Here is a 9203-nt window from a genome sequence, read left to right on the forward strand (position 1 = left end):
TTGCCATTCTGTCACTTGTTCAATGACAGCATCCGTCACCTTACTAATAAGGGAGGCAGATACATCGGCATCGTACATTTCTTTAAAGAAAGCAACAATTTCTCTATTTGTCATTCCTTTCGCATATAGCGAAAGAATTTGATCATCCATGCTAGTAATGCGCGTTTGATGCTTCTTAATAATCTGTGGTTCAAAAGAGCCGTCACGATCACGAGGGATATCTAAAGCAAGCTGCCCATCTTGTGTTAGAACTGTTTTGGAGCTAAAACCATTACGGCTATTTGAGCCTTTCTTGGGCTGATGCTTTTCATAACCCAGATGGTCTGAAAGTTCAGTATTGAGTGCAGTTTCAATCATGAATTTTTTAAAGACTGCTGTCATTTGGTTTAAGTCTTCTGGTGTTTTTAGACCTTTAGCCAATTCGGCAGCCATACTTTTGATTGTTGCTTCATCCATGTGAAGTACCTTTTGTAATTATCCTCTGAAGGATAAATGAAAATTAAGTACTTACACAAAATTTAGAACAGTCCCACAGCAATCACAGGTCAACCATTAATTTCCTTTGAGTACAGTACTGAAGCGATCCATAAAGGTTTAGAGCTTTCCTCTTACCTACTTCCATAAAAAGGTGACCCATTAAGAAAAAACTTTCCTACACAACAAATGGGATTACCGAGTCATATATATGATGCCTCACTCGATGGCTGGGGGTGCTCCAGAATTTTGGTGGCTATTCAGTCCATCATTACCTACATTCCAACTCTCTAGTTTTCCAACTAGCCAAGGTTATAATAATGGCCACCCAAAATACGATTGATCTATTATGAACACCCCCAACGACCCTTTACACGGCAAAAAACTTGCTGACATTTTGGATGAGTTGCTAGATTACTATGGTGGCTTTGAAGGCTTGAGTCGTAAAATTGAAATTAGATGTTTTTGCATAGACCCAAGTGTTAAATCATCATTGCGATTCTTGCGTACCACACCATGGGCACGTGAAAAAGTAGAAAGCTTATATTTGTACGTCTTACGCCAAAAGGCAAAACAGAAACCGTAGCCCCAGGCAACACCCCTCTCATCATAAAATTATACCAGTCAGTAAAACACCTTTAGGTTAAGCATGTATATGTTGGTTATTATTGTTGATTATCACAATAAATTAGTGACCAAAAATCAAAGTACCCTACCCTACCTTAAATCACACCACACAAAATAAAAACTCTATATAACTGTTATATATAGGGTTTATTAAAATACCAATTATGTTATTTAGTGTATTTTATGTCGGTGACTCTTGCCAAGGTTGGGGTTACGGGAGTTCGAGTCTCCTTTCCCGCTCCAGATTCAAAAAGCCCTCATCGAAAGATGGGGGCTTTTTTATTCTATTCGCACACAAAACCCTATAAATCAGCAGCATTTTGCATAAGCTTGTCATTATTTATGTATTTCAACTGCTTAAAGATTCAGCATAATCATGGCTTTTTAAAATAAAGGCCTCTTTTCAAGCGTTCAGGCTCTGTGTATAACAATGAACCAGGAATGGAAATCAATAAGCATAGGCAAACATCGTAAAAAAACGGTAGACTATGCAACAATCAATGCAAGCAAAATGTCATTTGAGACAAAAAGAAGGTGAAGGTTGATGCCGCTCAATACCGTTGAAGAGCTCGTAGCAGATATCCGTGCAGGAAAAATGGTCATCCTGATGGATGATGAAGACCGTGAAAATGAAGGTGATCTCGTCATTGCTGCGACTCACGTACGTCCTGAAGACATCAACTTCATGATCACACATGCACGTGGTCTGGTTTGTCTCACCTTGAGCCGCGACCGTTGTCAGCAGCTCAATCTTCCCCTCATGGTGGATGCCAACGGCGCACAGCACGGGACTAACTTTACGCTCTCAATTGAAGCCGCCAACGGTATTACAACGGGTATTTCAGCAGCTGAACGTGCTCATACCATTCAGACTGCTGTGGCCGCGCATGCCAAACCTGCGGATATTGTACAACCGGGTCATATTTTCCCGTTGATGGCACAGCCAGGTGGCGTATTGCACCGTGCCGGGCATACTGAAGCAGGCTGTGACTTGGCCCGTCTTGCAGGACTTGAACCTGCATCAGTGATTTGTGAAATTATTAAAGAAGACGGCACCATGGCGCGCCGTCCAGATTTAGAAATTTTTGCTGAAAAGCATGGTTTGAAAATTGGGACTATTGCGGATTTAATCCATTACCGCATGACCAATGAACAAACGGTTGAACGTCTGGATCAACAGACTTTAAATACTGAATACGGAACTTTCGAACTGTTCCGTTACCGTGAAATTGGTAACCCGGACATTCATTTAGCCTTGGTCAAAGGTGAACCGAAAGAAGGAGTCACTACCGTTCGCGTTCATGGCTTTAACCCGGTACGTGACCTGCTAAAAATCAACAAGCAAGATGGCGAACCGGCCTGGAATCTTGACAAAGCGCTGAAAGAAATTGCCTCTAGCGAGCGTGGCGTTTTGGTCTGGATTGGCCAACATCATCTACCGGACCTTGGCCCTGCGCTGGAAAGTTTAAATACACCCAAACCAGCCAAATCCAATGCTGCACTGTCTCAGCAGTACCAAACCATTGGTGTCGGTGCCCAGATTTTACGTGATTTAGGCGTTGAGAAAATGAAATTGCTCAGCTCTCCATTACGTTTTAATGCGTTATCAGGTTTTAACTTAGAAGTGGTGGAATACATCACTGCACATCAAACAACTTAAGAAATCATCGAGGTTGCTATGGCAGTTCGCCGTATTGAAGGTATGTTACATCTCGCGAGCGAAGGCCGTTACGCGATTTTAGTGGGTCGTTTTAATAGTTTTGTTGTCGAACATCTATTAGAAGGCGCAATTGATACATTGAAACGTCATGGTGTATCAGAGGATAATATCACTGTTGTTCATGCACCTGGCGCTTGGGAACTTCCGGTAGTGGCTAAGAAACTGGCTGCTGCTGATCGTTTTGATGCCATCATTGCCCTGGGCGCAGTGATTCGTGGTAGCACGCCGCACTTCGACTTTGTTGCTGGCGAATGTGCCAAAGGTTTAGGCGTGGTTGGCCTGGACACTGGCTTACCGATCATTAATGGTGTATTGACTACGGATAGTATTGAACAGGCGATTGAACGCTCGGGTACAAAAGCAGGTAATAAAGGCAGTGAAGCTGCTCTTACTGCGATTGAAATGGTTAACTTGTTAAAGGCTATTTAACGCTATGTCGCAAACACTTCAAGCAACTTATGCAGCAAAACGCAAAGCACGTCGTTTTACTGTACAAGGAATTTATGAATGGCAGATGAGCCACAATCCGGTACATGAAATTGAAGCACGTACACGTGTGGAGAATGCCATGCACAAAGTGGATCTCGGCTATTATCATGAATTGTTGACTCAAGTGGTTGCCAATCATGAAGCATTGGATGCGCTCTTAATCCCTGTGCTGGATCGTGAAATTAGTGCGCTTGACGGCGTTGAACTCGCGACTCTTCGTCTGGGTGCGTATGAATTGAAAGAACATCTTGAAATTCCATATCGTGTCGTTTTAGATGAAGCAATCGAGCTGGCTAAACATTTTGGCGGTGCAGACAGCCATAAATACATCAACGGTGTATTGGATCGTTTAGCGACAACCTTGCGTGCAGCAGAAAAGCAACAAGCCAACTAAATAAAGTAGATTTGTTGTATGGCTGAGTTCTCGATCATTGATACTTATTTTAATCGACAAACTTCTGCGTCGGTCGATTTGGGTGTCGGTGATGACTCAGCCTTGCTCACCCCTCCTCCACAGCAACAACTGGTCATCTGTGCCGATACTTTAGTTGCTGGACGACATTTCCCCTTAGATACAAATCCCCATGCCATCGGCTGGAAATCTGTTGCAGTCAATTTATCTGACATTGCCGCCATGGGTGCCAAACCGCACAGCATTTTACTGGCATTGAGCCTACCCCAAATTGATCATGACTGGCTCAAAGGCTTTAGCCAGGGTTTATATGATTGCTGCGATCAATTTGGGGTGAGTTTAATTGGCGGTGATACCACGCAAAGTCCTCATCTCACCATTTCGGTCACTGCACTTGGCTGGATAGAAACCGGCAAAGCCATCACACGCTCAGGCGCACAAGTCGGTGATTATGTCTGTGTCTCTAGCACAGTCGGTGATGCTGCATTTGCTTTGCACAATTTAGGACATTCGCTACAAAAACGTCTGGATTATCCAACGCCACGTTGTCAGCTTGGACAACAACTCAAAGGCCTGGCATCCAGCATGATAGATGTGTCTGATGGATTAGCACAAGATTTAGGCCATATTTTAAAAGCCTCAAAAGTGGGTGCAATACTGGAATTAAGCCAGTTACCGATCAGTCCAGATTTACAAAATTTAACTCAAGAACAGCAATGGCAATATGCCCTCGCGGGTGGCGATGACTACGAGTTATGCTTTACAATAAGCCCGCAAAATTATGAAAAGCTTTTGCAACAACAATTAGATGTCAACATTAGCAAAATTGGACAAATTGACCAAAAAACTGAGTTAACTTTTGTGCAGAATGGCGTAGACCATTCGCTGCAATTTCATGGATATCAACACTTTGCATAAACCTGCGATTCACTTTAAAGACATGTCCTGGTACAACCGCTTTATCGTTTTTTGCGGTGTCGGATTTGGTTCCGGGCTGTTACCTAAAGCGCCGGGCACTTTTGGTTCGGCCTTTGCATTGCTGTTTATTCCTGCCTGGGTTGCAATTGGCTTTACCGCTTCCATTATTGCCATGATTTTAATGTCACTTATTGGCATTTATATTTGCGGGCAAACCGCTAAAGTCATGGGCGTACATGACGATGGCCGCATTGTTTGGGATGAATTTGCTGGACAGTCAATTACGTTTCTGCCCCTGATTTACTTTGCACAAATGAGCTGGCTTTGGGTGTTCATTGGATTTGTCCTGTTCCGCTTATTCGATGTCTGGAAACCTTGGCCTATTCGTGTCATCGACCGTCAAGTCGGTGGCGGTTTCGGCATTATGTTTGACGATATTATTGCCGGCATTTGGGCCGCAATCTGTATTCTCGTGTACCTCAACATTTCAATGGCTTAAGCCAAGTTTTTAAGGTGTATTATGTCAACTTCTGTGATTATTCTTGCTGCCGGCAAAGGAACTCGAATGCGTTCGAGCCTACCCAAAGTATTGCAGCCGCTCGCAGGACGCCCTCTACTCGGTCATGTCATTGAAACTGCTAAAAAATTAAATGCCAAAAATATTATTACCATTTTTGGACACGGCGGTAATTTAGTTCAACAAGCCTTTGCACAGGAAAATGTACAGTGGGTGGAACAAGCTGAACAGCTGGGTACAGGCCATGCGGTTAAAGTGACTTTACCGGTACTTCCTACCGATGGCGTTTCACTCATTCTTTCCGGTGATGTACCTTGCATTAGTCAAGACACCCTGGAAAAGCTGCTCGCTGTTTCACGTGAAACAGGCATTGGCTTGGTTACCCTGACTTTAGCGGATGCAACGGGCTATGGCCGTATCGTACGTGAAAACAATAAAATTCAAGCCATTGTTGAGCATAAAGATGCCAGCGATGCACAGCGTCAAATCAAGGAAATCAATACCGGTATTTACTGTGTCAGCAATGCCAAACTGCATCAATGGTTACCCAAATTAAGCAACAACAATGCCCAAGGTGAATATTACCTGACGGACATTGTGGCCATGGCGATTGCCGATGGTCTTGAAGTGGCTTCCGTTGAGCCGGAACGTGCCTTTGAAGTGGAAGGCGTAAATGACCGGATTCAGCTGGCCGCTTTGGAACGTGAATTCCAGGCCTATCAGGCCAAGCTCCTGATGCAGCAAGGCGTGCATATCATTGATCCAAGCCGCTTCGACCTGCGTGGCAAGCTTACCGTCGGTCAAGATGTTCGTATTGATATCAACGTGATTATCGAAGGTAACTGTGAACTCGGCGACAATGTCGAAATTGGTGCAGGCTGTGTAATTAAGAATAGTAAAATTGCTTCAGGCACCAAGGTCCAACCCTACAGTATTTTCGACAATGCCGTGGTCGGTGAAGATACGCAAATTGGTCCATTTGCCCGTTTACGCCCAGGTGCCAAGCTTGCCAATGAAGTGCATATTGGCAACTTTGTTGAAGTTAAAAATTCCACTATTGGCCTCGGCTCCAAAGCCAATCACTTTACCTATTTAGGTGATGCCGAAGTCGGCGCAGGTTCAAATATTGGCGCCGGTACCATTACCTGCAATTATGATGGTGCCAACAAATTTAAAACCATTATTGGTGACTCGGCTTTTATCGGCTCGAACAGTTCACTGGTTGCCCCGGTCAGTATAGGCAATGGCGCAACTGTCGGTGCCGGCTCAGTCATCACACGCGATGTAGCAGAAAATAGTTTGGCCTTTGAGCGCTCAAAACAAGTGGCTAAAGAAAACTATCAACGCCCCCAAAAACTGAAAAAATAAGAGGATTATAACTATGTGCGGAATTGTCGGTGGCGTTGCAGAACGTAATATTACCAATATTTTAATTGAAGGCTTAAAGCGCCTTGAATACCGCGGCTACGATTCAGCGGGTGTGGCGCTGATCAATGGCGGTCATGTCCTGCGCGAACGCCGTGTGGGTAAAGTGATCAATCTGGAACAGGCAGTGAATGAGTCGAATATCGAAGGCTCACTGGGGATTGCGCATACGCGCTGGGCAACTCATGGCAAACCGACTGAAAATAATGCCCATCCGCATATTTCAGGTACGGTTGCTGTCGTCCACAACGGTATTATTGAAAACTATCAAGAACTAAAAGACGATCTTGAAGCCCTGGGCTATGTGTTTACTTCGCAAACGGATACCGAAGTGGTTGCGCATCTGGTCAATGATGCATTGAAATCAACCTCTAGCCTTCTTGAAGCGGTTCAACAGGTTGTTCCTCAGCTTAAAGGTGCTTATGCACTGGGTATTGTGCATACCGACCATCCGAATGAACTGATTACCGTTCGTGAAGGTTCACCTTTGGTGATTGGTGTCGGCATTGGCGAGAACTTCATCAGTTCTGATCAGTTGGCGCTGCTTCCAATTACCAACCGTTTTATTTACTTGGAAGAAGGTGATATTGCACGTTTAACCCGCAACAGCATTGAAGTGTTTGTGGATGGGCAATTGGTGAACCGTCCAGTAAAAGAGCTGGATGCAACAGTCAGCAATGCATCTAAAGGTGAATATAAGCACTACATGCTCAAAGAAATTTATGAGCAGCCAGAGGCCATTCAGCAAACCATTTCCCAAGCATTGAATGGCAACAATTTGCGCGAAGATTTCTTGAAAAATGCAGTTGCGGATTTTGAAAAGATTCAGCAGGTGCAAATTATTGCCTGCGGGACCAGTTACCATGCCGGCATGATTGCAAAATACTGGTTTGAGCAACTGATTGACCTGCCTTGCCAGGTGGAAATTGCCAGCGAATTCCGTTACCGCACCCCTGTGATTGTCAATAACACACTGTATGTGTGTATTTCTCAATCTGGTGAAACTGCGGATACCCTGGCTGCGCTGCGCGATACCCAAAAACGCGCTGCTGCAAAAAGTTTGAACATTACGACCATGACCATTTGTAATGTGGCTACCTCTTCAATGGTGCGTGAAACCAATCATAGCCTGTTAACCCTGGCTGGCCCTGAAATTGGCGTTGCGTCAACCAAAGCATTTACCACCCAGCTTGCCGCACTCATGCTGTTGGTACTGAAAATCGGTCAAGTCAAGCAAAGCATCCCGGCTGAACAAATTACCGCCATTACCACTGATTTATGGCATACCCCTAAAGTCATCTTAGATACTCTACAGCAAGATAAAGATATTCTGCGTTTATCTGAGCTGTTTGTAGAAAAACAGCACTGCCTGTTTTTAGGTCGTGGTACCGAGTTCCCGATTGCCCTTGAAGGTGCCTTGAAACTGAAAGAAATTTCCTATATTCATGCTGAAGGCTATGCAGCAGGTGAACTGAAACATGGTCCATTGGCACTGGTCGACAATGACATGCCGGTGGTGATTCTGGCTCCGCAAGATGACATGCTCGACAAGCTGAAATCCAATATGGAAGAAGTTCAGGCCCGGGGTGGTGAACTGTTTGTCTTTGCCGATGAAAACAGCGGCATTAAAGGCAAAGAGCGTCAACATGTGGTTCAGGTACCAAGCATCAGTCCGCTCCTTGCGCCTATTGTTTACAGTATTCCTGTACAGCTGCTGTCGTACCATGTGGCTGTCTTGCGTGGAACGGATGTCGATCAGCCGCGTAACCTGGCAAAATCGGTCACGGTGGAATAATAAATTTTGATATAAGGCTGGGTTTGTGTTCGTATAATTAAGTTTGTATCAAATAATTGTGTTCGTATAATTAAGTTTGTATCAAATAATTAAGTTTAGATTTAATTATTTTAGTTTGTATATTTATAAAGTAAGCAAACAGCAAATCGAACCCTTTAGGTATGGTAGTTCTCTGCCAAATCTAAAGGGTTTTTTAATATAATGCAATCTAAATTAAAACCCATGATGCTACAAAAACAAAGTTTTTATTAAAAATGCAATATATTCAATAGCATATATCTGCATAAAACTCTTATTTAACATTCAACAAGTATCAATTTTTTAAATTTCTCTTGAAAATATCATTCTTATTTAAGCTGATCTTTGCCTTTCTGAGCAAAAAATCGTGTCTCAAATGATGGAAATCTACAAACAAACTTAATTTTGCTCATAATTTAATATACAAAATTTAAATACAAACTTAATTTTAAAATTTAAAAATAATGCATTCAAAATATCAATAACTTAGGATATAAAATCAAACAAACTTAATTAAATTACCATAATTAGGCACAGTATTTGGTCATAAAAGTATGATTAGATTAGGAAGGAACTATGCTCACTAAGACGTGTTGTGGATGATTTAGCCTATCAATAATGTTTCCAAAGTCTATTAATTGAGTATTGAAATACTCAATTAAAACTTAAGTTATTAAATTATATCTTTGTACACGACAAAAAAAGATAACTCATTGAAATAATGGCATAATACTTGTTTTCTGACGACGAATATGATGACACATTTCAATGAGTTACATCTCATCTTAAACAAATATCTAAAGTGGAA

9 protein-coding genes and 1 pseudogene are annotated in these 9203 nt (G+C 42.9%); 9 read left to right on the forward strand and 1 reads right to left on the reverse strand.

The window, feature by feature from the left end; all coding sequences use genetic code 11:
- On the reverse strand, window positions 1-456 hold a 456-nt coding region (locus FTU91_RS14390), incomplete at its 3' end, for a transposase (protein WP_180082635.1).
- 69 nt (window positions 457-525) lie between these two features.
- Between FTU91_RS14390 and FTU91_RS16700 the strand changes: the two are divergent.
- The 9 genes and pseudogenes from FTU91_RS16700 to glmS all read left to right on the forward strand — a co-directional run.
- Window positions 526-711: pseudogene (locus tag FTU91_RS16700) on the forward strand (type II toxin-antitoxin system HipA family toxin); the annotation flags it as partial.
- Window positions 712-823: 112 nt separating this feature from the next.
- Entirely contained in the window at window positions 824-1060 is a 237-nt protein-coding gene (locus FTU91_RS14395) for a VF530 family DNA-binding protein (RefSeq protein WP_005173763.1), read from the forward strand.
- Between the two features lie 585 nt (window positions 1061-1645).
- Window positions 1646-2761: a bifunctional 3,4-dihydroxy-2-butanone-4-phosphate synthase/GTP cyclohydrolase II gene (ribBA, locus tag FTU91_RS14400; protein WP_166169799.1), complete on the forward strand. Its 1116-nt coding sequence runs from the start codon at window positions 1646-1648 to the stop codon at window positions 2759-2761.
- Window positions 2762-2779: 18 nt separating this feature from the next.
- On the forward strand, window positions 2780-3250 hold the full coding sequence (ribE, locus tag FTU91_RS14405; RefSeq protein WP_086196720.1) for a 6,7-dimethyl-8-ribityllumazine synthase: 471 nt from the start codon (window positions 2780-2782) through the stop codon (window positions 3248-3250).
- 4 nt (window positions 3251-3254) lie between these two features.
- Window positions 3255-3704: a transcription antitermination factor NusB gene (gene nusB / locus FTU91_RS14410; RefSeq protein ID WP_086196721.1), complete on the forward strand. Its 450-nt coding sequence runs from the start codon at window positions 3255-3257 to the stop codon at window positions 3702-3704.
- Window positions 3705-3722: 18 nt separating this feature from the next.
- Window positions 3723-4640, forward strand: a complete 918-nt coding sequence (gene thiL / locus FTU91_RS14415) for a thiamine-phosphate kinase (RefSeq protein ID WP_180082637.1) — start codon at window positions 3723-3725, stop codon at window positions 4638-4640.
- Window positions 4618-5139 carry a phosphatidylglycerophosphatase A gene (locus FTU91_RS14420; protein WP_180082639.1) on the forward strand — a complete coding sequence of 174 codons (522 nt, stop codon included), beginning with the start codon at window positions 4618-4620 and terminating at the stop codon, window positions 5137-5139. The genes thiL and FTU91_RS14420 overlap by 23 nt, the downstream gene beginning before the upstream one ends.
- A gap of 21 nt (window positions 5140-5160) precedes the next feature.
- Window positions 5161-6525, forward strand: coding sequence for a bifunctional UDP-N-acetylglucosamine diphosphorylase/glucosamine-1-phosphate N-acetyltransferase GlmU (gene glmU, locus FTU91_RS14425; protein ID WP_180082641.1), 1365 nt, complete (start codon window positions 5161-5163; stop codon window positions 6523-6525).
- Window positions 6526-6538: 13 nt separating this feature from the next.
- Window positions 6539-8377, forward strand: coding sequence for a glutamine--fructose-6-phosphate transaminase (isomerizing) (glmS, locus tag FTU91_RS14430; protein WP_180082643.1), 1839 nt, complete (start codon window positions 6539-6541; stop codon window positions 8375-8377).
- Window positions 8378-9203 lie beyond the last annotated feature (826 nt).

It is taken from the genome of Acinetobacter sp. YH12201 (assembly GCF_013418145.1).
Classification (GTDB): domain Bacteria; phylum Pseudomonadota; class Gammaproteobacteria; order Pseudomonadales; family Moraxellaceae; genus Acinetobacter.

Bases quoted from the DNA above. Each gene is read 5' to 3' on its own strand.
- ribE (WP_086196720.1), top strand. From the start codon at position 2,780: ATGGCAGTTCGCCGTATTGAAGGTATGTTACATCTCGCGAGCGAAGGC.
- FTU91_RS14395 (WP_005173763.1), top strand. From the start codon at position 824: ATGAACACCCCCAACGACCCTTTACACGGCAAAAAACTTGCTGACATT.
- FTU91_RS14420 (WP_180082639.1), top strand. From the start codon at position 4,618: ATGGATATCAACACTTTGCATAAACCTGCGATTCACTTTAAAGACATG.
- thiL (WP_180082637.1), top strand. From the start codon at position 3,723: ATGGCTGAGTTCTCGATCATTGATACTTATTTTAATCGACAAACTTCT.
- glmU (WP_180082641.1), top strand. From the start codon at position 5,161: ATGTCAACTTCTGTGATTATTCTTGCTGCCGGCAAAGGAACTCGAATG.
- ribBA (WP_166169799.1), top strand. From the start codon at position 1,646: ATGCCGCTCAATACCGTTGAAGAGCTCGTAGCAGATATCCGTGCAGGA.
- glmS (WP_180082643.1), top strand. From the start codon at position 6,539: ATGTGCGGAATTGTCGGTGGCGTTGCAGAACGTAATATTACCAATATT.
- nusB (WP_086196721.1), top strand. From the start codon at position 3,255: ATGTCGCAAACACTTCAAGCAACTTATGCAGCAAAACGCAAAGCACGT.